We start from the raw sequence: 25,149 nt of genomic DNA, 5'->3' as shown, positions 1-25,149 counted from the left end.
GCCGCGACATCGGTGCGGGCGTCGAATATACTGATCGACCAATAATGGTCAGGCACGGGTTCAATGTCGAGCAACACGGGGCCATTGGCCAAATCAAAAACGCATGTTGAATAGGATAAATCCGGACTGGGCCGGACGATAGGTTGATTATCGGCTGTCGAAGGCTGGGTAAAAACGAATGTGTTTACCCGCCCAGTGGCGATTTTGTCCAAAGCGGCTGACATCAGCGCATAGGGTGTCGCGACCAGAGTGCCGTGCCATGCTGCGCCGGCAGTTATTAGTCCCACCAAAATGGGAAGCAGCCAGTTTCTTTTCATGCGCAGCTCTCCTTTTTTATCGTGGGTAATGTCGCATTTGCGGGATCAGTGAGCAAATTTCCTTTTGCATGATACAACCGCAGGGTCAGATCGAAACCGTCTATGCCGCCGGTCGGCAACCATACACCATTGGCTATTTTAGGCGATACGGTGAATGACCAATTTCCATCGCTATCGCGGGCTGGTTTATTTCCTGGCACCGACCAGCGGTTGGCCTCATTTTTTACGAGCCAGCCCTCGCCATGATACAGCGTTACACTCCACCAACGCGCGTCCAATGGCCCACCACGCACGGTGTAAGTGCATTTGCCGTTGAGAGGTGCACCGTCGCTGTCCGTTTTGGCGATATAGTACATGGCTTCTTTTGCGGGCAGAGCCATGATTCCGTGCAATGCCACTTTGGCGCGAATCAACGCGGTCGCTTTCTCCGTCCCCTGAATGGTATTGGCGTTCCAGGGGCCATTACTGATCTGCTTAGCGGTGTAATCACCGCGCACTTGCGAAATGGCATATCCCGCGCCGCCGACTAAGCCCAATGCGATACAGATGCCGTATCGTTGCCACCTTTTCATAATGCTCTCCCTCGGTGGAAGGTTAGAACAAATGATTATGTGCTGGCAAGTGCCGCCTGCGCAGCGGCCAATCGCGCGATAGGCACGCGATAGGGTGAGGCGCTAACATAATCGAGGCCGACCTTTTCACAAAAGGCAATCGACGCCGGATCGCCGCCATGTTCACCGCAAATCCCAAGCTTGATGTCAGGACGCGTCGCGCGGCCTTTGTTCGCTGCGATTTCGATGAGCTGGCCAACGCCTTCAACATCAAGGCTGACAAACGGGTCGCGGGCGTAAATGCCCTTGTCGACATAATGCGTCAGGAACCGTGCGGCATCATCGCGGCTGACGCCCAGCGTCGTCTGCGTCAGGTCATTGGTGCCAAAGCTGAAGAAGCTGCCGACTTCGGCGATTTCATCGGCCATCAATGCGGCGCGCGGCAGTTCGATCATCGTGCCGACCAGATATTCGATGCGCTTGCCCTGTTCGGCGAAGACAGCTTCGGCAGCCTTGTCGACAACGTCCTTCATCAGCTCAAGCTCGCGGCGGGTGCCGACCAGCGGGATCATGATTTCAGGCACCGGTGCGACGGCCAGTGAACAGGCCGCTTCAAATATCGCGCGCGCCTGCATCTCGTAAATTTCGGGGTAGGTCACGCCCAGGCGGCAGCCACGATGGCCAAGCATCGGGTTGAATTCGTGCAGTTCCGCCGCGCGTTGTTTCAGCACCTCAATACCCACACCGGCCGCTGCAGCAACCTCGGCAAATTCGCTTTCCTGATGTGGCAGGAATTCATGCAGTGGCGGGTCCAGCAAGCGGATGGTAACGGGAAGACCAGCCATCACTTCGAAAATGGCAGTAAAATCCCTACGCTGTTCAGGCAGCAATTTGTCGAGCGCAACGCGGCGGCCCTTTTCATCATCCGCAAGAATCATCTGGCGCACAGCGGTAATACGCGCGGCATCAAAGAACATATGCTCGGTGCGGCACAGGCCAATGCCTTCTGCGCCAAAATCGCGCGCTGTCTGCGCATCCAATGGCGTTTCGGCGTTGGCGCGGACTTTCATCCGGCGGCCAGCATCGGCCCATACCATCAACGTGCCAAAATCGCCCACCAGCTCAGGCTGCAACGTCGGGACTTCACCCGCCATCACTTCGCCGGTGGAACCATCAAGCGTGATGATATCGCCTTCATGCAACGTCCGTCCGGCAATGCGCAGCGTTTTGCCCGCAGCATCAATCTGAAGGCTGCCAGCCCCCGATACGCAGGGTCGGCCCATGCCGCGTGCGACAACCGCCGCATGGCTCGTCATGCCGCCACGTGCGGTCAAAATGCCGGTTGCGGCGTGCATGCCGTGAATGTCTTCGGGGCTGGTTTCAACGCGCACCAAAATGACGGATTCGCCGCGCTCTTTCCATTTGTCGGCGGTGTCCGCATCAAACACGATTTTGCCCGAAGCTGCGCCGGGCGAAGCCGGCAGGCCAGAGGTCAGCACATCGCGCACCGCATCGGGATCCAGCGTCGGGTGCAGCAATTGGTCCAGCGCCATTGGGTCCACGCGCAAGACAGCCTCGTCGGTGGTGATCAGGCCAGCGTCGGCCATATCGACCGCGATTTTCAGCGCAGCCTTCGCGGTGCGCTTGCCCGATCGGGTTTGCAGCATCCACAATTTTTCACGCTCAACGGTGAATTCAATATCCTGCATATCGCGATAATGCGTTTCGAGGATGTCGAACACGCGCGCCAGTTCGGCGTAAACCGCAGGCATAGCTTCTTCCATCGACAAAGGTTTGGCGCCCGCGCGTTCGCGTGCCGCCTTGGTCAGATATTGCGGGGTACGGATACCCGCGACAACATCTTCGCCCTGCGCATTGATGAGATATTCGCCATAATAGGCATTCTCGCCGGTCGCAGGATCGCGGGTGAAGGCAACGCCCGTTGCGGACGTTTCGCCCATGTTGCCGAACACCATCGCCTGCACATTGACCGCCGTGCCCCAGTCACCGGGGATATTGTTTAGGCGGCGATAGACCTTTGCCCGGTCCGACTCCCATGAACCAAATACAGCGCCAACAGCGCCCCATAATTGGTCATGCACATCTTGCGGAAATGGCTTGCCCCATTCGGCCTGAACCAGCCGCTTATATTCGGCCACCAACGCCTGCAGATCATCGGCAGACAACTCGGTATCGAGATAATAGCCTTGGTCTTCCTTGGCAATTTCAAGCGCCTCTTCAAACGCGCCATGGTCGAGTTCCAACACCACATCGGCATACATTTGAATGAAGCGGCGATAGCTGTCCCACGCAAAGCGCGCGTCGCCCGACGATGCTGCCAATCCTTCTACAGTCTGGTCGTTAAGCCCCAGATTCAAAACGGTATCCATCATGCCGGGCATCGACACACGCGCGCCGGAGCGGACGGACACCAGCAACGGATTGGCCGCATCGCCAAAGGCTTTACCGGTGACCTGTTCGATATGGGCAAGGCCACCCGCAACCTCTGCACGCACGCTGTCGGGGAACCTCTGGCCATTGGCGTAATAAGCCGTGCACATCTCGGTCGTGATCGTGAAGCCGGGGGGGACAGGCAATCCAATAGACGCCATGCCGTCAAGGTTCGCGCCCTTACCGCCAAGGATATTCTTGTTGCCGCGAACGGTGTCATCGCCGTCCGAAACACCACCACCGAAACGAAATACATATTGGGTCATGCTAAGTCCTTATTGTCTGTCAGCATTCCCGGGGAGAAACCGTCAGCCTTCTATTTTCGCAAAATCCGCAACCCGGTGAACCGCGTCGCGGAACCGCGCCAGCAAGCCCAAACGAAACGCCCGCGTCGCAGGATGTTCGTCATTCACCATCACGCCTTCGAAGAAGGCATCGATGGGCGCGCGCAGGCTGGCAAGCGCCGCCATTGCGCCTTCGAAATCTTCGGCATCGACCGCCGCTGCGGCATTGGGCGCAGCGGTGTCGAGCGCGGTGAGGAGCGCACGCTCTTCACCCACCAAATCAGCCGGAGCGGGTGCAGCCGCGTCAACACCATCCGCCGCCTTCAATATGTTCGCCGCGCGCTTATACGCCGCCAACAAATTCGCGCCTTCGGCTGTCAAAATATATGCCTGCAATGCGTTCACCCGCGCGAGCAGCCGGACAAGATCATCCTCACCGCCAAGGCTAAACACCGCATCAATCAAATCGTGCCGCACGCCCGCTTCGCGTTGTTGGACTTTGAGGCGGTCGGCGAAGAAGGCCAAAAGATCATGTGCTGCCAATATGAAATTTTTATCATAGGCACCAAAACTAGTCGCACCGGAAAGCCCGACGGCCATTTCAATCGAAACTTGCACTCCTGGTGCAGTCGCGGAGTCGATTTTTGCTTTTTGGGTCGACAATCTAGTTTCTTGAACTGCCAGGAAACCAGCTTCGCAAGCCTTGTCGAGCAAAGGCATCAATCCAAGGCGCAGGCCGTTGGTCAAAATCAAACTCTGGGCAGAAATTACCGCGCGTCGAAGTGCGAAAGGATCTTTCGATCCAGTGGGCTTCTCTTCGGCTGCCCAAAATCCGCCTAAGGTATCCAGCTTATCCGCCAAACTCACCGCCACCGTTACCGGCGCGGTGGGGACGTCATCGCCCTGCCCGACTGGCTTATAGTGATCGCGGACCGCGTCGGCGACAGCGTCGGCTTCGCCCTGTGCGCGGGCGTAATAGCCACCCATGAGGCCCTGCAATTCGGGGAACTCGCCAACCATGCCGGTGACAAGGTCAGCCTTGCACAGCCGCGCCGCGCGTTCGGCGTCATCGGCATTGGCGCCTTTGACAATGCCTTCTTCGACCAACCAGCGTGCCAGCTTCGCAACGCGTTCGACCTTGTCGGCGACGCTGCCCAATTTTTCGTGGAACGTGATCTGCGCAAGCTTCGCCGCCTGATCGTCCAGCGCGACCTTCAAATCCTGTTCCCAAAAGAATTTCGCATCGGACAGGCGCGCGGCGAGCACCTTTTCATTGCCCGCAACAATCGCTGCCCCGCCGTCATGTGCATCAATGTTGGCCGTGCAGACAAAGGCGTTGGCAAGCTTGCCAGTGCTGTCGTGGCAGACAAAATATTTCTGGTTCACACGTGCGGTGAGCTGAATGACTTCTTGCGGCACGTCCAAGAATGCGGGGTCAAACCGACCGAGCATTGGCACGGGCCATTCGGTCAGCCCGGCATTTTCGACAACCAGGCCTTCATCCTCAACCAACGTCAGCCCTGCGGCCGCAGCAGCCGCCTTTGCGCCATCGCGAATGAGCGCGCAGCGTTCGCTGAAATGGACAAGGACATGGGCGGCGCGGAGCTTTTCTGCATAGTCGCCCGCGTTGCCAATATTGACAGGACCGCTGTGGTGGAACCGATGTCCCATCGTCGTCGCACCGCTGATGATGCCTTCGATCTCGCATGGCACGACATCATCGCCGAGTATCGCCACAATGCCTTGCAATGGGCGGACCCAGCGCAGACTTTCGGTCGAAGCCGACCCCGCGCCCCAGCGTTGCGACTTTGGCCACGGGAACGCACGGATAATCGCAGGAATCGCCTCGGCCAGAACATCAGCGGTCTGACGCCCTGCCTTTTCCACGACCGCGAAATACACGCCATCGCGTTCGATCAGCTGGTCTTGCGTAAGGCCAGCTTTGCGGAGAAAACCCTCCATCGCCTGTGGCGGCGCGCCAACTTTTGGGCCTTTGGTTTCTTCGGACACAGCATCTGTCGCCAGCGGCAGCCCCGTCGCAATCAACGCCAAGCGGCGCGGTGTGGCAAAGGTTTCAACCGAAGCCGCAGCAAGCCCAGCCTTGGCCAGCGCATCGTTGAACAAGCGCGCCAAATCTTCCTTAGCCTTCACCTGCATCCGCGCAGGGATTTCTTCAGAGCGAAGTTCCAGCAGAAAATCGGTCATGCCGTCCATCCGTTCTTTTCCATCCATGCCTGGCAGCTGCCTTTGGCGAGGTCGCGGACGCGGCCCATATAGCTGGCGCGTTCTTGCACGGAAATCACACCACGCGCCTGAAGTATGTTGAAGATATGGCTGGCCTTGATCGCCTGTTCATAGGCGGGAATGGGTAGGCTGCGCGCAAGGCAGCTTTCGCACTCCGCCGTCGCCTTTTTAAAGGCATCGAACAGCATGTCGGTGTCGGCAACCTCAAAATGATAGGTGCTCATCTGCCGCTCATTTTCGCGGAAGACGTCGCCATAGGTAATCGCAGGGCGATCAGCGGTGGCATTGTTATACGCGAGGTCGAAAATGCTGTCCTTGCTCTGGATATACATCGCCAGACGTTCCAGACCATAGGTCAACTCGCCCGAGACCGGCTTGCAATCAAAACCGCCCATTTGTTGGAAATAAGTGAACTGCGTGACTTCCATGCCGTCACACCAGACTTCCCAGCCAAGGCCCCATGCACCGAGCGTCGGGCTTTCCCAGTCGTCTTCGACAAAGCGGATGTCGTGCAACAACGGATCAATGCCAATGGCCTTGAGCGAGCCCAGATACAGTTCCTGAAGGTCCGGCGGGCTTGGCTTCAATATCACCTGATACTGATAATAGGCGCCGAGCCGGTTCGGGTTTTCGCCATAGCGCCCATCGGTCGGGCGACGCGACGGCTGCACGAATGCAGCGTTCCACGGATCAGGGCCAAGCGCGCGCAACGTGGTCGCGGTGTGGAAGGTACCGGCACCCATTTCCATATCATAAGGCTGCAATATCGCGCAGCCTTGCTTGCCCCAATAATCATGGAGAGAGAGGATCAGGTCCTGAAAACTAAGTGGTGCGATGTCGGACATGGCCAGCCCTTGGCGGAGATAGGCGGCTAAATCAAGGTTCTGAAAAGCGCGCGTGCCGTTTTGTCAGTGACGCATAGCATTATGTAAGGTGTTGTTGACATATTAGGCGAATCGCAATAGTAAGGTTTCCATGACACAAAGACATCATAACCTGACATGAAAAATCAGCTGAAAGTTCTCCGCGCGATGCGGAGCTGGAGCCAAGCCGATTTGGGCGAGCATCTCGATGTATCGCGCCAAGCGGTCAATGCCATCGAGACGGGGAAATATGACCCGTCGCTGCCGCTGGCGTTCAAGATTTCACGGCTGTTTGCATTGCCGATCGAGGAGATTTTCGATGACGAATTTAACGGAGACTAACATGATCGATCGTGACGAAATCGCCGGTTCAAACGTCCGCCGCATGATGTGGGTAATCGTTTCAGGCCTTGGCATCGTGATGACTGCAGGCGCCGTTGCGGGTTATCTCGCAGCGCATGAGGCGCAGGGCGGTGGCGCACTCGGGACCGCCGGAATACTGACATTGTGCGGCTTTGCCGCCATCATCATCGGCCTTGCATTCGCCATCTGGAGAAACGTCAGCAAGATGAAGGCCAGTAATGAGGGTCTCACGCGCCGCGAAAAGCTGAATCGCAACATGATCTACGGTTTTGTGCTGGTCGGTGGTGCAATCGGTCTACTTCCTGCGTTTTACGAGACAATCGTTGGAAATTCCGACACCGGACGTCCGCTGCTACTCGCAGACAGCCCAATGCCGCCAGTCATGGCGCTGATGCTCGTCTTTTTCTGGGCGGTGATTATGCCGATCATCGCTTGGTTCTGGCATAAGCGCGCAATCGATGAACAGGAAGCAAGCGCCTATCGTGACGGCGGCTATTACGCCGCATACGCATTCCTAATCGGCGCGCCGATGTGGTGGATATTGTGGCGCGGCGGTTTTGCACCGGAGCCCGATGGCGTGGCCATATTCATGCTCTTTGCGTCAATATGGACGGCGGTCTGGCTCTGGAAAAAATATCGCTGACATCGAAACCATTTGCATACGATTTGTTGCTACGCGGACTTAAAGGAGAAGAACTATGCATTTACGTTTAAAGTCCGTGCTCGCCGCGACCGCAACATGTGCGCTGGCATGGGCAGTGCCCGCCGCAGCGCAGAGCAGGCCCACAGAGGCCCCGGCCGTTACCGTCAAGGACGTCGATCCCGCTTTGTGGGTGGTGAAGGACGAAGACACGACAATTTACCTGTTCGGAAGCATCCATCTCTTAAAGCCAGGCCTTGGCTGGTTTGACGATGGCGTAAAGACGGCTTTTGACAGTTCGGACCAATTGGTGCTGGAACTGGTAGAGCCACCAGCCGCGGAAAGCCAAGCCCTGTTCGGCAAATTGGCAATGGACCAGCAGGGCAAGACCCTGCGTTCCAAAATGAACGATGCGGACCGCGCGGTGTATGAGGCGGCGATGGGCAAACTTGGTATTCCAGCACCCGCTTTCGACCCTTTTGAGCCATGGGCAGCGGGGATCACTTTGTCCGTCGTAGCAATGCAAAAATCCGGCTTTGACCCCAATAGCGGCGTTGAAAAGCAGCTGACAGCAGCGGCGAAGGTTAGCAACAAACCCATCGCTGGACTTGAAACCATGGAGTTTCAGCTTGGGGTGTTTGATACTCTGCCGGAGGCGGAACAAATCACTTTCTTGGTCGAAGCGGCAAAGATGATTGATGATACGAGCAGCATGATGGACAAAATGGTCAACATGTGGGCATCGGCGGACACCGAGAGCCTTGGGCAGCTTATGAACGAGGGCCTGACCAGCCGCACCTTGTATGACGCCTTGCTGACGAAGCGGAATGCCAATTGGGCGAAATGGATTTCGGCGCGCATGGCAAAGCCCGGCGTGACATTCATGGCGGTGGGCGCGGGGCATTTGGCTGGCCCGACGAGCGTTCAAAATCTACTGCCCGCCTATGGCCTGAGCGCAACACGGGTGGCCTATTAAGTTTTGATGTGTCACGAGTGTGAGGGCCCGGCGATAAGCGTTCGGGCCCTCAACTTTTAGCGGGATCGCAATGGACAACATACAACGCACTGATGCCGCTTATGCCGGGTCACTGGAAAGCCCGAACTATCCGGGTCTTTGGCCCACCGCTGGGTTTATCCTGCTCTATTTTGTGCTGCAGGCGGCGTGCACGGGCCTCATCATGGCCGCGACGGGAACGAGCAGCGCAATGCCCGTCGTCATTATCTTCGGACTTATTGCCGCCGCGATTGTCCAATTGTTTCTGATGTGGCTGTATCTGCGCAAGCCAGGGCGAATGGCGATATTGGGCCTAAACAGTTTCGGCAAAGTCCCGCTGCGTCAGGCAATGGTGCTTGCGGTCGTTGTGATCATGGCCGCCATGGCGTTCAATTATATTTACGCGACTTATATCATTCCGGGTGTTGGAATGCAGGAGGAAATGGCCAAAATCCTCGCCTCCATACCGCGCACGCCGCTGAACATTGCCGCGATATTTTTCGCCATTGCGGTTGCGGCGCCCATTGTCGAAGAATTGCTGTTCAGGGGCATGCTGCAGAATGCGGTTGGGAAATATGTGCCGTTTTGGGCGGCAATCCTGCTGTCATCATTTCTGTTCGCGGTGGTGCATATGCAGCTTTATGCCATCCCCGGATTGATGTCGCTGAGCATCGCTTTTGGCTACCTCTACCACCGCACAGGATCGCTGCGCACGAACATCATCCTGCACATGGCGAACAATGCCTTTGCTTTGGTCGTATCCCAAATTTTGACTTAAACGACGACGGGCTCCAGCAAGCGCAGCGTTCCGGCATCGGCGTCGATTTCTGCCATGCCGCCAACGGGCAAGGTGAATTGGTCGGTGATATGCCCGAACCACGCCCCCTGATAGGCAGGAATGCCCAAGCCACCCAGATGCTGGGTGAGGACATCATTCAACGTAAACGCCCCGAAGCTGGTGCCCTTGTTGACGCAGTCGGTGCATTGACCAAAGACAACGCCTTTTAGATTTTTCAGCACGCCCGCCTGCCCCAATTGGGTGAGCATGCGGTCGATGCGATATTCGGCCTCGTCCACATCTTCGAGGAACAGGATTGCACCGGAAAAATCGGGCAAATACGGCGTTCCGGCAAGCGCGGTCAGCACGGTGAGATTGCCGCCAAGCAGCTTCCCCTGCGCCTTGCCCGTACCCGTGCCCAAAACGCGTGTGCGCCAGCGACGCTGGGTCAGCCGGTCCTCATCGCCCTCTGGATTAACAAACAACGGCGTGCCCGCGTCAAAGGCGATGTCGCGGTAGATGTCCCATGATGACTTGCCCCATGCGCTGCCCGCATTTGGCCCGTGCAATGTCACAAAGCCGCCCTTGGCCGCAATGGCCATATGCAAAGCGGTGATGTCGCTAAAGCCTGTCAGCAATTTGGGATTGGCGCGGATGATGTTCCAATCAAGATAGGGCAGAAGCCGTGCGCTGCCCCATCCGCCGCGCACGGCAAATATGGCCTTCACATCCTTGTCCGCAAACATCGCATTGATGTCTGCCGCGCGGTCCTTGTCCTGCCCGGCAAGATAGCCGTAGCGGTTCAACACATGCGGCGCCCGTTTGGGTTTCAGCCCCATTGCGATGATGGCTTCTTCCACCAACTGGATCTGGAACGGCTCGTCACTGGCCGATGCCGGTTCAATGAGCCCTACGGTATCGCCGATGCGCAAGCGCGATGGCTTACGCGCGCCTTTTGCCTCAGGCGACGCAGCCAAAAGCGGTGGGGCCGACAGCATTGCCGCCAGCCCCGCCATAATCTGACGCCGAGTTGCATGCATATCCATACCCGGCGTTCCTTTGCTTAGAACTTCGCTTCAATCGACAATGTGAACGACCGGCCACGTGGGTCAGCAACGCGTGGTTCCCAGCTGGAGCCGGCACCGGTGTTGCTGTCATAAGTGATCGCGAATGGCGGATCGGTGTCGAACACGTTCCGCACGCCAGCGGTCAGACGATATTGCTTAAGCAAATCGACGCTCACCGACGTGTTGTACGTGACATAAGATTTCACCATCGGGTTGAAATCGGGACGAACGACAGTGCCATTGGCGATACCGGGCAATGCTTGGTTCTTGTACCCGTCGCGATAGATTTGCGAGAAGTTGAAGGTGAAGTCATCCTTTGTGTACGACACAAAGGCGCTGTGCTTCCACTTGAGACCCAAATCGCCTGCAAAGGTAAATCGGCCAATCAAGCTGGATCCGAACGGTGCCGACGGCAGAAACTTCTCACGCTTTTTCAGCAGATAGGTTCCGTCCAAACCACCGGTAATCACACCGCCGAAGGCATCGACGCCGCCACGCAACGCAACTTCAAGACCCTCTGTCCGGCGCGAACCGATATTGTCGGCGCGCAGGTCAATGAGCGTGATGATGTTGTTGGTGCGCGTCACCCGATCAGGGAAGTAGCTGATATTATCGAGCAACTGACGCAAGGTCAGCGCACCAATGGTATCGTCCACGGCGATCGACCAGTAATCGAACGAGGCGCTGAAACGGCTCGATGGTTGCAGAACAAGGCCAATGCTGTGCTGCTTCGATGTTTCTGGTCCAAGGTTGAGATTACCGCCCGAAAGCGTCTCTGGCGTAATCGCTGAACAGCCCGGAAGCGTGCTGACCGCACCCGTTGCGCAGGTAGTTGGATCCACCAAAGTATTGCCTGGGTTCGGCGATTGCGTAACGCCGTTGAAAATCTGGTTGAACGCAGGAACGCGGAAGCCCGTATTGAACGAACCACGGAACATCAGCCAGTCAAGCGGACGGTACTTTGCCGAAATCTTCGGATTAACCGTCGAACCAAAGCCGCTATAATCATCGAGACGAACGGCACCAGTTACTTCAAACGCTTCAAAAACGGGCACGAGAAGTTCGGCATAAGCCGCCTTAACCGTGCGGTTTTTCGCGGTCAGCGCATTGTTATTGTCGAAGGCCACGTTGAAAATGTCTGGCGTTCCTGTGACAGCAGCTGGCGAACCGTTGAAGCTATATGTTTCGCGGCGATAATCCACGCCAAGCGCGACCTGAACCGTGCCACCGGGCAAATCAAACAGCGATCCGGAAACCGAACCGTCGAGTTGCTTCACCTCATATTTACCGCCGTATAGCGTTACGCCTTCTGCCGAAATCGCTTTCAGTCCGGCAAGTGCCGCATCTGTTTGCGTGAGCGAGAACGGGTTCAGGATACCGCTGTTCAGCAGGCCAACGATGCCGGGGCTTGTTGCGCCGGGCGCTATTGGCGCACGCGGATCAATGCCGCCAGATACAGCGCCCGTCACACCCGACGCAGCCGCTGCTGCGGCCGAAGCGAATGTTCCACGATAATGGTAGCCGGTACCCAATACCGACGTCGATTGGCTGCGGGCATATGAACCGCCAGCGCGATAATCCCAACCATCCCACAATGGACCTTCAGCGCCCAAACCGGCGCGCAAGGTTTTTGTGTTGGTTTCATATTCACGCACGTCGCATGATGTACAACGCCAGCGATACGAAATCGGCTTGCCATAATTGACCGCGATTTGCGGAAAAACGGCGAGCAGCTTGTTATACACATCATTATATGTCGACGCTGTCGTGCTGTTCAGCGGATAATATAACGGCAAGGTCGAGTTGTTGCCGGAATATTGGTTGTTCGAGAAACGCTTCGATGAATCGGCGTCTGAACCAGTGATTTCCGCGTAAAATTGATGGTCGCCAAGCTTCGCTGTTGCGCGTCCATAATAAGTCAGCGTTTCCAATGGCTGCTGAAGAACAGCTGCGCGGCCGGTATCCCAAGCACAGGCAAAGCGCGCCGAGGTATTGGCCCAAAGCTGGTCATCATATGCCATGCCACCATCCATGGATGCGCAACCTGCGCCGCCGGGAAGATCGAGGATGTTGATGCCGCCATTCGCAGGAACAGTCGCGCCAGCCTCAAGCAAAGTAACGCCGCTTAGAAGCGAACCGGTCGGGGCAAAGAGCGCATTTGAACCGGTGGCGAACGCTGTCGCAATGGGCGTTCCGCGTGTGTCGACCGAAAGGCCGCGATTGGGCTGGTTGCCGTTGACAAAGCTGCGGTCCGAACCGTTCAGGGCTTTGTTGACGCTTCTGCTAACGGTCGCCAAGATGTTGAAACCATCTTCGTCTAGGTCGCCATAACCACCCGTCGCCGACAGACGATAAATCGCACCGCCGCCTGCTTCGGCCATGTCGGTGAAGGCGTTAAGCGCGAGGCCCTGGAAATTTGTTTTGGTGATGAAGTTGATAACACCGCCGATTGCATCGGTTCCGTAAATCGCCGACGCGCCGTCTTTCAGGACTTCCACGCGCTCAAGCGCGGCCATCGGAATTTGGTTCACATCGACAGCGGAACCCGTCAGGCCGTGTGCCGCGACGCGGCGTCCATTGAGCAACACCAATGTCGATGCCGAACCCTGGCCACGCAAGTTGGCCGCCGACAGGCCGTTGGTGCCGCGCTGCGCACCTGATGTTACGTCCGCATTGGACGCGAGGTTATCCGCACCATTGCCGTTGGTCGACAGGTAAGAGATGAGCTGTTCAGGGCTGTTAATGCCTTCGCGCGTCAGATCGTCAGTGCTGATGACCTGCAACGGCAGCGCGCTCTTGGCCGGATCCTGCTTAATGCGCGAACCCGTCACGATGATCGCGGCGCCATCATCCACCGTTTCAGCGGCAGTTGGCGGTGCTGCATCCTGCGCAAAGGCAGGCGCAGTCAGGCACGTCGCCAACAAAAGAATCGCGGTTTTTGAATATTTCATGTTATCCCCCGTTTATTTCAGCTCACCCCTGAGCCTTATTTACCATCACACGCTATGCCGACGTTTCATGCAATGCAACTGCATTTGCACGCAGATCGATCAGAATTTCGGCACGAAATTCAAACTATTGCCACTTTGTCTACTTGCTGGGTTGAAAAAAGGGACCATCCGGCGCACAAGCACTCCATGCTGTCCCAGAAAACCCGCTACGCGATACGCGCCATGCAGCATCTTGCGGACCATTTCGGCAAAGGGCCTGTGCAACTCGCCGATATTGCCGAGGCGCAAAAGATTCCGCCCAAATTTCTGACCGTGATTTTGTCCGAACTGACACGTTCAGGGCTCGTCGCATCGCAACGCGGCAAGGACGGCGGATATTGGCTGGGCGTTGCACCAATCGACATTAGTTATGGCGATCTCATCCGTATCATGCGCGGTTCTTTGGCCTTGGTGCCCTGTGCCAGCCGGTACGCGCATGAGACATGCAAAAACTGCGTCGAGGAAGAAAATTGCCGCACCCGCGCACTCATGCTTCAAGTGCGCGACAAGACCGCTGACCTGTTGGACGGAATCAATCTGTGTGACAATGTTGATGCCGAAGCATTCGCGCAGGCTGCGGAATAATCCACGATCCAACGCTAAACACATTCTTGGGTGCTCCAAACAAATTCGTGCGATACAAAGCGGTGGCTAAAGAAGCGACTCCCGATTATGCATCCGACATTCCACCGCAAAGGGCGAGACTTGGATGATTGACTATATTGCCAATATCGATTGGTTTTCCATCGCGCCTTATGTCGCGGTCGGTTTTGCCGCGCAGTTGGTCGATGGCGCGCTTGGAATGGCGTTTGGCGTCATTTGTAGCACATTGTTGGTCAGCGTCATGGGCGTCGCCCCTGCCCGCGCATCTGCTGGCGTGCATTTTGTCGAAATGTTCACAACGGGTGCATCGGGCATCAGCCATGTGTTGCACAAAAATATCGATTGGAAGCTGTTTGCCCGCATTGCGATTCCGGGTGTGATTGGCGGCTGCACCGGCGCCTATCTGTTGGCGAGCATTCATACAGAGGCAGCGCGCCCGTTTGTCATGGGATATCTTACGCTCATCGGCTTTTACCTTCTCTATAAGGCATGGAACTTCGCCCATCAGCACAAGCCCCGCGATCCCAAGGTAACGATGCCGCTTGGTCTTGTCGGCGGTTTTCTGGATGCATCGGGTGGCGGTGGCTGGGGCCCAGTCGTTACGTCCAACTTGCTGATCCAAGGCACCGACCCCCGCAAAACCATTGGTACTGTCAATACTGCGGAGTTTTTCCTGACGGTTGCGGTGTCGATGACCTTCATCCTGACGATTGGGCTGGAGGCGTTTACGGTCGTCACCGGCGGTCTGTTGATTGGCGGGTTACTGGCCGCTCCATTCGGTGCGATTGTTGCCAAACGCATCCAGCCGCGCATGTTGCTGTTCGCCGTCAGCATTGTCCTGATCGCGACCAGCCTATTCAGCCTCTACAAAGCATTGGCCTGATTCCGCACGAAGCTTGCTTTTGTGGCATAACCTGCATATAGGCGCGCGCTTGCCGTGCATGGTCATCCCTGGAGGCGTGGCGGCAAGGTAACTTTTTTTGGAGAATAAACATGAGCGATCAGCTGACCTTGTCGGCAGAGACGCGCAATGGGGCAGGCAAGGGAGCCTCCCGCGAATTGCGTCGTCAAAACCGAGTGCCCGCCGTCATTTACGGCAACAAACAAGAACCCGAACTCATCCATGTTGAGGAAAAGGCTCTCGTCAAACTTTTGATGACTGGCCATTTTTTCGACAGCGTTGTCGAGATCGAACTTGGTGGCAAAAAACAACTCACGATTCCAAAGGATGTTGCATTTCATCCTGTCAGCGATCGTCCGATACATGTTGACTTCTTGCGCACCGCTAAGGGCGCGTAAGCCAAAGGCTTAGCTTACATTCATCTCCGGGGCTGGGTTCCGACTCGCCCCGGATATTCCCCCAAGGGACAAGCGCGATGCAATTATGGGTAGGTCTCGGTAATCCAGGCGCCACCTATGCGATGCACCGGCACAATATCGGTTTCATGGCGATTGATACGCTGGCCGAAATTCACGACCTGCCATTACCCGCCAAGAAATTTTTGGGCTGGGTGCAGGAACTTCGGCTCGGTTCCGAAAAAATCATTCTTCTCAAACCCGCGACGTTCATGAACGAAAGCGGCCGCAGCGTGCGCGCAGCGATGGATTTCTATAAGCTTGAATCCAAAGACGTCACGGTCTTCTATGACGAGCTCGACCTCGCGCCATTCAAGGTGAAGGTTAAATTTGGCGGTGGCGCGGCTGGTCATAACGGCATCCGTTCAATCACCGACCATATTGGCGCCGATTTCCGCCGCGTCCGCCTCGGCATTGGTCACCCCGGCAATAAAGACCGCGTCACGGGCTATGTGCTTGGCAATTTCCACAAAAGCGAGATTGACGATTTGGCGGATCTGTTGGGCGCTGTATCGGCCGAAGCCGATTGGCTGGCCAAGGGCGATGACGTCCGCTTCATGAACGATGTCGCCATGCGTTTGCAGCAGGACTAAGCCGTTTAACGATATTTGCGCCATCGCATTGGATGGACTTGCTGCCGAACGTCGCCTAGGGCCGCTTCATTCATTTTGTGACGAGGAAATTATGGGTTTCAAATGCGGTATTGTGGGCCTCCCCAATGTGGGCAAGTCCACCCTGTTCAATGCACTGACCGAAACGGCAGCAGCGCAAGCGGCGAACTATCCGTTCTGCACGATTGAACCCAATATCGGCAACGTCGCCGTACCCGACCCGCGCTTGCAAACCATCGCCAAAATCGGCGGCAGCCAAAAGATTATCGAAACCCAGTTGGGCTTTGTCGACATCGCAGGCCTTGTGCGCGGCGCGTCAAAGGGCGAAGGCCTTGGCAACCAATTTTTGGGCAACATCCGCGAAGTTGACGCCATCGTCCATGTGCTGCGCTGCTTTGAAGATGATGACATCCAGCATGTCGATAACAAGATTGATCCGATTTCAGACGCGGAGACCGTCGAAACCGAATTGATGCTGTCCGACCTTGAAAGCCTTGAAAAGCGTGTCCCCAACCTCATCAAAAAAGGGACGCAGGGCGACAAGGAAGCCAAAATCAGCGCGGCAGTGTTAAGCCGTGCGCTTGACCTTTTGCGCGAAGGCAAGCCAGCACGCCTGACCAAGCGCGACGATGCCGAAGAAGAACGGCATTTCCAGATGGCGCAGCTATTGACCGCGAAGCCGGTTTTATATGTGTGCAATGTCGAAGAGGCGAGCGCCGCAAACGGCAATGCGTTGTCGGCACGCGTCTTTGAAAAGGCAAAGGCCGAAGGCGCGGAAGCCGTTGTTGTCTCCGCCGCCATCGAAGCGGAAATTTCGACCATGCCCGCCGAAGATCGCGAAGTGTTTTTGGAAGACCTTGGCCTGACCGAAACCGGCCTCGCCCGCGTTATCCGCGCGGGATATGAATTGCTGCACCTCATCACCTTCTTCACCGTCGGCCCGAAAGAAGCGCGCGCGTGGACAATCCACCAGGGCGACACCGCCCCCAACGCCGCGGGCGCGATCCACAGCGACTTCGAAAAAGGCTTCATCCGCGCCGAAACCATGGCCTATGATGACTATGTCCAGTACAATGGCGAAGCCGGCGCGAAAGAAGCGGGCAAGTGGCGTTCGGAAGGCAAGGAATATCTCGTCAAAGACGGCGATATCATGCTCTTCCGGTTTAATGTTTGAGGTGACATCACTGGTCCGTCGTCATCCTGAACTTGTTTCAGGATAACGCACAACCGTTGCGTGTTATCCTGAAACAAGTTCAGGATGACGAATTGGCTTAGATTTTAAAATACCCCCAAGCACGCCGCGCCATGCTGAACTTACTTCAGCATCTTACGTCCTCGGTCACTTCCTCCCGAACAGCTTCTCCACATCGCCCAACGCCAGCTTCACCCAAGTCGGCCTGCCATGGTTGCACTGCCCGCTGTGCGGGGTGACTTCCATTTCGCGCAGCAGCGCGTTCATTTCAGTGACGGACAAGACACGACCAGCGCGGACGGAGCCGTGGCAGGCCATCGTTGCGGCGACATGGTCGATGCGTTCTTTCAGCGACAGGGCTTCATCATACGCGGCAAGGTCGTCGGCCAGATCTTCCAGCAATCCCTTGGCATCGCCATCACCCAGCACCGCCGGCGTGGCGCGCACGAGCATGGCGGCGGGACCAAAACGTTCGAGGTCTAGCCCGAATGCCGACAGTTCATCGGCCCGCGCCTCCAACCGGTCGCAGGCGGGTTCGTCGAGCTCAACAACTTGCGGCAGCAACAAAGCTTGCGAAGGCACTGCGCCGCCTGCGGCAGCCATTGCCTTGCGCATCCGTTCGAGCACGAGCCGTTCATGCGCGGCATGTTGGTCAACGATGACAAGGCCGTCTTCGGCTTCGGCAACAATATAGGTGTTTGCAACCTGACCGCGCGCGACGCCAAGCGGGTGGCTGGCGCGTTCGGGCACGGGTTCGTGGGCGACGGCGGCCCTGCCCCATAAAGGCGCGAGGTCTTCGCCGGGGATCGCGCCCAAGTCAGCAAAGCTGCGACGGTTTTCATATACCGACGGATAAGTCGGACGCTGGCCATATTGCCCCTGATAGCCAGATCCAATCGCGGCGGCAGGCGCAGCAAAAATATCGCCTTGTGCGGTCTGCATCGGTTCCTGCTGCCATGCGGCAAGTGCGTCCGCCGATGGTCGCTGCACCGCGCGGAAACCGGACTGGTCGAGCGCATGGCGCAGCCCCGATATGATCATGCCGCGGATCAATGCTGGCTCGCGAAAGCGGACTTCGGTCTTGGCCGGATGCACATTTACGTCGACCTGCGTCGGCGGCAGATCAATGAACAGCGCCACCACAGCATGCCGGTCCCGCGCCAGCATTTCGGCATAAGCGCCGCGCACAGCGCCAATCAGCAGCCGGTCCTTTACCGGACGGCCATTGACGAACAGGAACTGGTGGTCCGCAACGCCGCGATTATAGGTGGGCAAGCTCGCTACCCCGCCAAGGCGCACGCCTTCGCGTTCAAAATCAAGTGCCACGCTGTTGTCGATAAGCTCCCCGCTGGTCAGCGCGGCCACGCGTTCGGGCCGTGCGCTGGTGGGTTGCACCGCCAGCACGCGCCGGCCGTCATGTTCAACGGTAAAGCCAATGTCCGGCCGCGCCATCGCCAGCCGCTTCATGGCGTCCAACGCGGCGGCATATTCGGCGCGCGCGCTGCGCAGGAATTTGCGGCGGGCGGGTACATTGCCAAACAGATTTTCAACGCGAACGCGCGTGCCCTGCGGCAGTGCGGCAGGCCCCTCACCCGTCACCACGCCATGGTCCACCGTCCGCGTCCAGCCTTCGGCGCCAGCGGGCCTGCTCTCCAACGTCATTTTGGACACGCTGGCGATCGATGGCAAAGCCTCCCCCCGGAAACCCAAAGTGGAGACCATTTCGATATCTTCATCGGGCAGCTTCGACGTTGCGTGGCGTTCTAACGCCAGCGCCATGTCCGCAGGCGACATGCCGCAACCATCGTCGGTAACTTCGACCAAGTCGATGCCGCCTGTACCCAGCCGCACCGAAATATTACGGGCGCCCGAATCGATGGCGTTTTCCACCAGCTCTTTTAACGCGCTGGCCGGTCTTTCCACCACTTCACCGGCGGCAATGCGGTTGACCAGATTTTCAGGGAGCCTTCTTATTGACATACGCAGGTTCCTAGCCCAAGCGCTCAGCCCAAGCGACTCCTTAATCGTTCGCACTCCAGCCAAATATCTGTTTTTAAAAACAGCAAATTCCGCTAGGACCGCGCGATTATTTGGACGCGCTCCAAAGGAGTCTCTCCAAAACGGATTGGGTGGAAATTAAATGGTATTTGGCAAGTTTTTCCGTTTCGCATCACAAGACATGGCAATCGACCTCGGCACCGCAAACACGGTGGTCTATGTACGCGGTCAAGGGATCGTCCTGAACGAACCGTCGGTGGTCGCGATTGAAACCATTAACGGTATCAAGCGCGTAAAGGCGGTTGGCGACGATGCCAAGCTGATGATGGGCAAGACCCCGGACAGCATCGAAGCCATTCGTCCGCTGCGCGACGGCGTTATCGCCGACATCGATGTGGCCGAACAGATGATCAAGCACTTCATCCACAAAGTGCACGGCAAGCGCCGCATGTTCAGCTACCCCGAAATCGTCATCTGCGTTCCGTCGGGCTCCACATCAGTCGAGCGCCGAGCGATTCGCGATGCCGCGTCCAACGCCGGTGCTTCCCAAGTGTTCCTGATCGAAGAACCCATGGCCGCAGCCATCGGCGCGGATATGCCGGTGACTGAACCCATCGGCTCCATGGTGGTCGACATCGGCGGTGGTACCACCGAAGTTGCCGTCCTGTCGCTACGCGGCCTTGCCTACACCACCTCGGTTCGTACCGGAGGTGACAAGATGGACGAGTCGATTGTCTCCTATGTCCGACGACACCATAACCTGTTGATCGGTGAAGCGACGGCCGAGCGGATCAAGAAGGATTTCGGCACCGCACGTCCACCAGCCGATGGCGTTGGCCAGACATTGCACATCAAGGGCCGCGATCTTGTAAACGGCGTGCCAAAGGAAATTACGATCAACCAGGCCCAGATTGCCGAAGCCTTGTCAGAACCCATTGGCACCATCCTTGAAGGTGTGCGCATCGCGCTTGAAAATACCGCGCCAGAACTGGCCGCGGACATCGTCGATCAAGGGATTGTTCTGACAGGTGGCGGCGCGTTGATGGCTGGCCTCGACGAATATCTGCGGGATGAAACCGGACTGCCGGTCACGGTCGCTGAAGACCCACTGACCTGCGTTGCAATCGGTACAGGCCGGGCGATGGAAGACCCCATCTTCCGTGGCGTCTTGCTGACCGCCTGATCTAGGTCTCAGCATGGCGCCGCCCAAACACCGGCGCCCCGGATTTTCCCGAAAGGCGCAATATGGCCTGTTCGTGACCTATGTTGTCGCGATTGCAGGAACGATAGTGGCTGCCTTGTTGCTGGCCATATCGGTGGCGGATCCTGCCGGCTTTTCAGCGCTTCGTGCAGCAGGGGCAGAAATAACAGCGCCGGTCGCGCGTATGTTCAGCAATGTCCGTCGGTCGGCGCAGAACATGAATGCAACGATGGCTGCTTATATCAACGCAGGTTCCCAAAATGCCGCGCTTCAAAAGCAAGCAGAGGTCAACCGGAAAAAGCTGATCGAGGCGCAAGCGCTGCGCGTCGAAAACGCCCGGTTACGCGGATTGCTAAAATTGTCCGAAGACGGCGAAAGCCAAGTCGCCGTGGGGCGCCTTATCAGCTCCACCTCATCCAGCACGCGGCGCGTGGCGACATTGTCCATCGGCCGTAACTTTGGCGTGGAGCGTGCACAACCTGTGCGCGGTCCTTCCGGATTGATTGGACGCGTTATCGAAGCCGGCCCGACAACGGCACGTATCCTGCTCGTCACCGACGCTGAAAATCTGGTCCCAGTCATGCGCGCCAGCGATGGCCTGCCCGCCTTCTCGGCGGGCCTTGGCAATGGCACGGTGCTGATCAAGCCGTTGAACTTGGGCGAAAGCCCGTTCAAGGTCGGCGACGTCATCGTCACGTCGGGCAATGGCGGGCTGTATCCGCCCAATATTCCTTTCGCGCGCGTTATCAAAAAAACCAGCGATGGTGCGTTGGCGATACCCTATGCCGACCCGGGCAACACGCCTTATGCCGTGGTGATACGACCATATCAGGGCGAAGCACGCGCAGCACAGCAGGCGGTGGCCCCTGACGGCGAAACCAAGGAAGTCGCGGAATGAAAATTCCGGTGACAACCATTCGCCTGCCCACCCGTCCGGCCCGGGAATATGAATCCCGCTTTGACCGCGAACAATCGCTGCTCAAGATGTTGGCCATTCCGATTGCGTCGGTCGCTATCGCATCGATGATTACGGCGTTGCCGATATTCACCGAAGAACCGCTGTTGCCGCCACTCGGACTGTTGATGTTCTTAAGCTGGCGTCTGATGCGTCCCGGGCTTCTGCCCGTTTGGTCCGGCGTGCCATTTGGTTTGATGGATGATGTGTTCAGCGGCCAGCCTTTTGGCAGCGCGGGATTGTTGTGGTCGCTCGCTATACTTGTCATCGAGATTATCGATGCGCGGGCTATCTGGCGCGATCATCTTCAGGATTGGTTTATTGCGGCTATCTTAATCGCGGCTGTGCTGTTGGGTGGATTGTGGATTGCGGGCATGGCGCACGCCGCGCCCGATCCCGCTATTTTGATCCCGCAGATCATATTGTCCATATTGCTATATCCGCTGGCCGTGCGAATATGCGCGCGTCTCGACAGCTGGCGATTGGCAACATGAAGGTCGAAAAACAGGTTACATCAGGACAGCTTGATTTCACGTTCACCCGCCGTGCCGCTTTTGTCGGCGGCGTGCAGGCAGCTATTGGCCTGACCGTGGCAGCGCGTATGACCTATATCGCCGTGGCCGATAACGAGAAATATAAGCTGTTGGCCGAAAGCAACCGCGTCAACCTTACCATCATCCCGCCCCGTCGCGGTTGGTTCGTTGACCGTTATGGCAAACCCATCGCAACCAATCGTGCGGATTTTCGGGTCGACATCATCCCCGACCGGCTCGCCAATAAAGAACAGACCGTCAAGACGCTGGCGGAGCTGCTGGCGTTATCGACCGACGATGTGGACCGCATTCATCGCGAGTTGAAACTGGCCCAAGGCTTTCAGCCTGTTCAGGTTGCCGACGGGCTGGATTATGAACGCTTCGCCGCCGTCAGCGTCCGTCTGCCTGACCTTCCCGGGGTCAGTCCGCGGCAGGGTTATTCGCGCTTTTACCCAAGCGGTGCGGCTGTCGGCCATCTTATCGGTTATGTGGGCACGGTGTCGGCTGAAGAATATCAAAAGAATAAAAACCCGCTGCTCATTACCCCGGGGTTCAAGGTCGGTAAGGACGGCCTCGAAAAGACGCTTGAAGACCGCTTGCAGGGCGAACCCGGCGCAAAGCGCACCGAAGTCACCGCCCGCGGCAAGATCGTCCGCGATTTGGCCACCCGGCCAGACATACCGGGGAAACCCGTGCAACTGACCATCGATATCGACCTGCACAATTATGCCGCGCGCCGGCTTGGGCTGGAATCCGGGTCGGTGGTGATATTCGATTGCCTGACGGGCGACATACTGACGATGGCGTCGATGCCATGTTATGACCCCAATAGCTTTTCCGATGGCATTGGCCGCGTCGAATGGAAAATGCTGAATTCGGATGACCATATCCCGATGCTCAACAAAGCATTGCAGGGGCTGTATCCGCCGGGGTCCACAGTAAAGCCCGCTGCTGCGCTTGCGATGCTGCATCATGGCATCGATCCAGAAGAAACCGTTGTGTGTGGTGGGGGATATCGGCTGGGCAATCGCGTGTTCAAATGCCTCGGGCGTCACGGTCCGATAAACATGGCCGACGCGCTGATGAAAAGCTGCAACACCTATTTTTATGCGATGGGCCGCCGCATTGGCTATGATGCGATTGCACCATTTTCAAAGGCGCTTGGTCTGGGGCAGGAATTTCCCCTTCCCTTTCCATCGCAACGATATGGCACCATTCCCGATAGCGCATGGAAAATGCGTAAATATGACCAAAAGTGGAGCGAATCTGATACGCTGAATGCGACCATTGGGCAGGGCTATGTTTCGGTTAGCCCATTCCAATTGGCGATGATGGCAGCGCGCATCGCATCGGGCCTGAACATTCAGCCTGAAATCATCCTCAAAAAACGCCCAGCGCCGGGCAGGCTCAGCTTCCCCGAAGAACATTTGGCCGTCGTACGCGAAGGCATGAACCGCGTCGTCAATGGCGATGGCACCGCCGTACGCAGTCGGTTGGACATTCCGGGCATCGCGATGGCCGGCAAAACCGGCACCGCGCAAGTGCGCCGCATTGCAGGATCGCAGCGTGGGCAATCGGGCGCGTGGAAATATCGCGACCATGGCCTGTTCGTGTGCTTCGCGCCGGTCGATAACCCGCGTTATGGTGCGTCGGTCGTCATTGAACATGGCATGGGCGGCGCGCGTGCTGCGGCACCGATCGCAAAAGACGTTCTGACGTTCCTCTATGACCGGGAAAAAGCGATGGCGTCGTTGGAGGCGCTCGAAGCTGGCTGGGGCGGCAATATCGAACAACGCATGGCGGCCAAATATGCGACCTTCCAAGGTCAACCGGCGGCACCCCCGCCGATGGATCCGACGATATGAACGGCATCGTCCCCGCCCCGATTGCCGCCCTGCCGTGGCGCGTGATTTTCATATTGTCGGCCTTGGTCGGCTTTGGTGCGACGGTACTCTATTCCGCAGCAGGTGGTAACTTTGAACCATGGGCCGGAAAACATGTCATCCGGTTCGTGGTCCTGCTTGTTATGGCCATCGCGATGTCGCGGATGAAGCTTGAATTTTGGAAGTCGATGACTTTTCCTTTATACCTGCTGCTGCTTGTCCTGCTTGTCGTGGTGCAGCTGATGGGCTTTGTCGGCGGCGGCAGTCAGCGGTGGATTAACCTTGGCATCATCACGCTTCAGCCATCGGAGCTGATGAAGCCGGTGATGGTTCTTGCCGCCGCATGGTTTTTCGACCGGCTTCCGCCGAACCGCATATATGGATTTGACGCCATTTGGCCGCTGGGCGCTATCCTGCTGCTGCCAAGCATATTGGTGATCATTCAGCCGGATTTTGACGCCGCCATTGCCTACGCCTTCGGCCTGGGCGTCGTTGGCTTCATGGCGGGCCTTCCGCTCATATATTTCATCAGCGCCGGCGTCGGAGTCGCCGTTCTTGCGCCATTGGTATTTTTCTTTGGATTAAAGGCCTATCAACAGGACCGGGTCCTCATCTTCCTCAACCCGCAAAATGATCCGCTTGGGGCTGGCTATCATATCACCCAGTCGAAAATCGCGATCGGGTCAGGCGGTATATTCGGCAAAGGCTTTGGTAACGGCACGCAAAGCCATCTCGATTATCTACCCGAAGGACATACCGATTTCGTCTTTGCCACAATGGCGGAAGAATGGGGTATCGTCGGCGGCTTTTTCATTCTGTTCATGTACTATCTGCTCATGCGCTGGGGCCTGAGCGTCGCGATGCAGAGCAAGACCCGTTACGGGCAACTGGTCGCCGCCGGCCTGACCTGCACCATTTTCTTCTATATCATGATCAACCTGTTGATGGTTGTGGGCCTCGCGCCGGTCGCGGGCATTCCCTTGCCTTTTGTCAGCCACGGGGGTTCGTCGATGCTCACCATGATGCTGTGCGTGGGAATCCTGATGTCCATCGAGCGCCACCCGGGCGCAAAGCGTGGACAATTCCAATAAGTCGCTTTGTCATGCTTGACAAAGACCACGAAACCCATCAAAGGCGGCGCTCCAAACGGGCCTGCGCATCTGGTCAGCCCGAAATGGGGACGCTTAGCTCAGTTGGTAGAGCAGCTGACTCTTAATCAGCGGGTCGTGGGTTCGAACCCCTCAGCGTCTACCATTTTTCCTATATATATCATAT

At 57.2% G+C, this 25,149-nt stretch carries 21 protein-coding genes, 1 tRNA gene and 1 pseudogene; 15 read left to right on the top strand and 8 right to left on the bottom strand.

Going from position 1 to position 25,149, the window contains the following annotated elements; all coding sequences use genetic code 11:
- The 5 genes from ACIQZK_RS08315 to ACIQZK_RS08295 all read right to left on the bottom strand — a co-directional run.
- Nucleotides 1–317 (bottom strand): DUF1254 domain-containing protein (locus ACIQZK_RS08315; RefSeq protein WP_397575717.1); only part of this gene is annotated, 317 nt, incomplete at its 3' end.
- Nucleotides 314–889 (bottom strand): DUF1214 domain-containing protein, encoded by a 576-nt coding sequence (locus ACIQZK_RS08310; protein ID WP_397575716.1) that lies wholly within the window; start codon nucleotides 887–889, stop codon nucleotides 314–316. The genes ACIQZK_RS08315 and ACIQZK_RS08310, both read right to left, overlap by 4 nt.
- 35 nt (nucleotides 890–924) lie before the next feature.
- Nucleotides 925–3,585 (bottom strand): pyruvate, phosphate dikinase, encoded by a 2,661-nt coding sequence (gene ppdK, locus ACIQZK_RS08305; RefSeq protein ID WP_397575715.1) that lies wholly within the window; start codon nucleotides 3,583–3,585, stop codon nucleotides 925–927.
- 42 nt (nucleotides 3,586–3,627) lie between these two features.
- On the bottom strand, nucleotides 3,628–5,808 hold the full coding sequence (glyS, locus tag ACIQZK_RS08300) for a glycine--tRNA ligase subunit beta (RefSeq protein ID WP_397575718.1): 2,181 nt from the start codon (nucleotides 5,806–5,808) through the stop codon (nucleotides 3,628–3,630).
- Nucleotides 5,805–6,692 carry a glycine--tRNA ligase subunit alpha gene (locus tag ACIQZK_RS08295; RefSeq protein WP_397575714.1) on the bottom strand — a complete coding sequence of 296 codons (888 nt, stop codon included), beginning with the start codon at nucleotides 6,690–6,692 and terminating at the stop codon, nucleotides 5,805–5,807. The genes glyS and ACIQZK_RS08295 overlap by 4 nt, the downstream gene beginning before the upstream one ends.
- A 156-nt stretch (nucleotides 6,693–6,848) precedes the next feature.
- On the opposite strand from ACIQZK_RS08295, the gene ACIQZK_RS08290 reads away from it, so the two are divergent.
- The 4 genes from ACIQZK_RS08290 (at nucleotide 6,849) to ACIQZK_RS08275 (ending at nucleotide 9,485) form a co-directional block, all read left to right on the top strand.
- Nucleotides 6,849–7,052, top strand: a complete 204-nt coding sequence (locus tag ACIQZK_RS08290) for a helix-turn-helix transcriptional regulator (protein ID WP_397575713.1) — start codon at nucleotides 6,849–6,851, stop codon at nucleotides 7,050–7,052.
- A 1-nt stretch (nucleotide 7,053) separates the two neighbouring features.
- Nucleotides 7,054–7,716: a hypothetical protein gene (locus ACIQZK_RS08285; protein ID WP_397575712.1), complete on the top strand. Its 663-nt coding sequence runs from the start codon at nucleotides 7,054–7,056 to the stop codon at nucleotides 7,714–7,716.
- Nucleotides 7,717–7,771: 55 nt separating this feature from the next.
- Nucleotides 7,772–8,689 carry a TraB/GumN family protein gene (locus tag ACIQZK_RS08280; protein ID WP_397575711.1) on the top strand — a complete coding sequence of 306 codons (918 nt, stop codon included), beginning with the start codon at nucleotides 7,772–7,774 and terminating at the stop codon, nucleotides 8,687–8,689.
- 70 nt (nucleotides 8,690–8,759) lie between these two features.
- Nucleotides 8,760–9,485 (top strand): lysostaphin resistance A-like protein, encoded by a 726-nt coding sequence (locus ACIQZK_RS08275; RefSeq protein ID WP_397575710.1) that lies wholly within the window; start codon nucleotides 8,760–8,762, stop codon nucleotides 9,483–9,485.
- Here the strand turns inward: ACIQZK_RS08275 and ACIQZK_RS08270 are convergent.
- Together ACIQZK_RS08270 and ACIQZK_RS08265 are read right to left on the bottom strand one after the other, a co-directional pair.
- Nucleotides 9,482–10,531, bottom strand: a complete 1,050-nt coding sequence (locus ACIQZK_RS08270; protein ID WP_397575709.1) for an LD-carboxypeptidase — start codon at nucleotides 10,529–10,531, stop codon at nucleotides 9,482–9,484. The two genes, ACIQZK_RS08275 and ACIQZK_RS08270, sit on opposite strands and share 4 nt — an antisense overlap.
- 17 nt (nucleotides 10,532–10,548) lie before the next feature.
- Nucleotides 10,549–13,503, bottom strand: a complete 2,955-nt coding sequence (locus ACIQZK_RS08265) for a TonB-dependent receptor domain-containing protein (protein ID WP_397575708.1) — start codon at nucleotides 13,501–13,503, stop codon at nucleotides 10,549–10,551.
- A 186-nt stretch (nucleotides 13,504–13,689) separates the two neighbouring features.
- On the opposite strand from ACIQZK_RS08265, the gene ACIQZK_RS08260 reads away from it, so the two are divergent.
- The 5 genes and pseudogenes from ACIQZK_RS08260 (at nucleotide 13,690) to ychF (ending at nucleotide 17,286) form a co-directional block, all read left to right on the top strand.
- Nucleotides 13,690–14,127 (top strand): Rrf2 family transcriptional regulator, encoded by a 438-nt coding sequence (locus ACIQZK_RS08260; RefSeq protein ID WP_183939784.1) that lies wholly within the window; start codon nucleotides 13,690–13,692, stop codon nucleotides 14,125–14,127.
- Between the two features lie 124 nt (nucleotides 14,128–14,251).
- Entirely contained in the window at nucleotides 14,252–15,028 is a 777-nt protein-coding gene (locus tag ACIQZK_RS08255) for a sulfite exporter TauE/SafE family protein (protein ID WP_397575707.1), read from the top strand.
- A 110-nt stretch (nucleotides 15,029–15,138) separates the two neighbouring features.
- A pseudogene (rplY, locus tag ACIQZK_RS08250) lies at nucleotides 15,139–15,441 on the top strand (50S ribosomal protein L25); the annotation flags it as partial.
- Nucleotides 15,442–15,521: 80 nt separating this feature from the next.
- Nucleotides 15,522–16,094, top strand: coding sequence for an aminoacyl-tRNA hydrolase (gene pth / locus ACIQZK_RS08245; RefSeq protein WP_397575706.1), 573 nt, complete (start codon nucleotides 15,522–15,524; stop codon nucleotides 16,092–16,094).
- Nucleotides 16,095–16,185: 91 nt separating this feature from the next.
- Nucleotides 16,186–17,286, top strand: coding sequence for a redox-regulated ATPase YchF (gene ychF, locus ACIQZK_RS08240; RefSeq protein ID WP_395635739.1), 1,101 nt, complete (start codon nucleotides 16,186–16,188; stop codon nucleotides 17,284–17,286).
- Between the two features lie 165 nt (nucleotides 17,287–17,451).
- Here ychF and mutL read toward each other — a convergent pair whose 3' ends face one another.
- Nucleotides 17,452–19,284: a DNA mismatch repair endonuclease MutL gene (gene mutL, locus ACIQZK_RS08235; RefSeq protein WP_397575705.1), complete on the bottom strand. Its 1,833-nt coding sequence runs from the start codon at nucleotides 19,282–19,284 to the stop codon at nucleotides 17,452–17,454.
- Nucleotides 19,285–19,444: 160 nt separating this feature from the next.
- On the opposite strand from mutL, the gene ACIQZK_RS08230 reads away from it, so the two are divergent.
- The 6 genes from ACIQZK_RS08230 to ACIQZK_RS08205 all read left to right on the top strand — a co-directional run bounded on the left by ACIQZK_RS08230 (nucleotide 19,445) and on the right by ACIQZK_RS08205 (nucleotide 25,128).
- Nucleotides 19,445–20,485 carry a rod shape-determining protein gene (locus ACIQZK_RS08230; RefSeq protein WP_395635742.1) on the top strand — a complete coding sequence of 347 codons (1,041 nt, stop codon included), beginning with the start codon at nucleotides 19,445–19,447 and terminating at the stop codon, nucleotides 20,483–20,485.
- A 13-nt stretch (nucleotides 20,486–20,498) separates the two neighbouring features.
- Nucleotides 20,499–21,401: a rod shape-determining protein MreC gene (mreC, locus tag ACIQZK_RS08225; RefSeq protein ID WP_397575704.1), complete on the top strand. Its 903-nt coding sequence runs from the start codon at nucleotides 20,499–20,501 to the stop codon at nucleotides 21,399–21,401.
- Nucleotides 21,398–21,952: a rod shape-determining protein MreD gene (gene mreD / locus ACIQZK_RS08220; RefSeq protein WP_397575703.1), complete on the top strand. Its 555-nt coding sequence runs from the start codon at nucleotides 21,398–21,400 to the stop codon at nucleotides 21,950–21,952. The genes mreC and mreD overlap by 4 nt, the downstream gene beginning before the upstream one ends.
- Nucleotides 21,916–23,856 carry a penicillin-binding protein 2 gene (mrdA, locus tag ACIQZK_RS08215; RefSeq protein WP_397575702.1) on the top strand — a complete coding sequence of 647 codons (1,941 nt, stop codon included), beginning with the start codon at nucleotides 21,916–21,918 and terminating at the stop codon, nucleotides 23,854–23,856. Before mreD ends, mrdA begins: the two co-directional genes overlap by 37 nt.
- Nucleotides 23,853–24,965 carry a rod shape-determining protein RodA gene (gene rodA / locus ACIQZK_RS08210; RefSeq protein ID WP_397575701.1) on the top strand — a complete coding sequence of 371 codons (1,113 nt, stop codon included), beginning with the start codon at nucleotides 23,853–23,855 and terminating at the stop codon, nucleotides 24,963–24,965. The genes mrdA and rodA overlap by 4 nt, the downstream gene beginning before the upstream one ends.
- Nucleotides 24,966–25,052: 87 nt before the next feature.
- A tRNA-Lys gene (locus ACIQZK_RS08205) sits at nucleotides 25,053–25,128 on the top strand.
- Nucleotides 25,129–25,149: the final 21 nt, after the last annotated feature.

The organism is Sphingorhabdus sp. (assembly GCF_044338195.1).
Lineage (GTDB): Bacteria > Pseudomonadota > Alphaproteobacteria > Sphingomonadales > Sphingomonadaceae > Sphingorhabdus_B.
This window is presented reverse-complemented; position numbering and strand designations above follow the sequence as displayed.